This is a genomic window from Streptomyces sp. AC627_RSS907, assembly GCF_019049165.1.
Window position 1 is genome coordinate 1 of record NZ_JAGMUE010000275.1, and the last position, 613, is coordinate 613.

Sequence of the window (613 nt, forward strand, 5' to 3'; positions counted from 1 at the left end):
AGGCCGGGCCGATCGAGTAGCCGATGGCGATGGCGATGTCCACGACGATCATCGCGGCGAAGGCCGGTTCGGGGTCCAGCGCGAACAGCGCGGCCCCGCTGGCCGCGAAGACCAGCCAGGCGCCGACGGCGATACGGGTGAGCCGGCGCCAGCCGATCGCCTCGCACAGGGCGGTGCGCTCGGGCCGGTTGACGACGTCGGCCTCGCGGTCGGCGATCCGGTTGACGGACTCGGTGCCGACGCAGAAGGCCAGCCACATCGGCACGGCCGCCAGCGCGCGGCCCACGGTGAGGTGGTCCACGGCGGCGAGCCCGGCGAGGAACCCCATCCAGTAGTAGGCGGCGAACCGGCAACTGCAACTGCGCAGCACCAGGAGCGGCAGGGGTGCCGGCGCGCCACGGGCGGTGCTCACGTCCATGGCGGCGGCCCTGCCGGCGACGGTATGCCTGGGGTCACTTCAGCGCTCCGTATTCGGGGTGGTGCGGTCGCGTGCGGTCGGGTCGGCGGGTACGTGGTCGGGTAAGTCCGCTGTGGGCTGGGCGAGTTGGCGGGCCGAGGCGGCGGGCGCCAGGGGTGGGCCGAGCGGTGCCTGGCGGTGGCACCGCGGCTGGCG

The 613-nt window shown here is 74.6% G+C and carries 1 protein-coding gene; it reads right to left on the bottom strand.

Annotated elements, in window-relative coordinates; translation table 11 throughout:
- Window positions 1-418: hypothetical protein (locus tag KUM32_RS33250; RefSeq protein ID WP_217145643.1), on the bottom strand; the 418-nt coding region annotated here is incomplete at its 3' end.
- Window positions 419-613 lie beyond the last annotated feature (195 nt).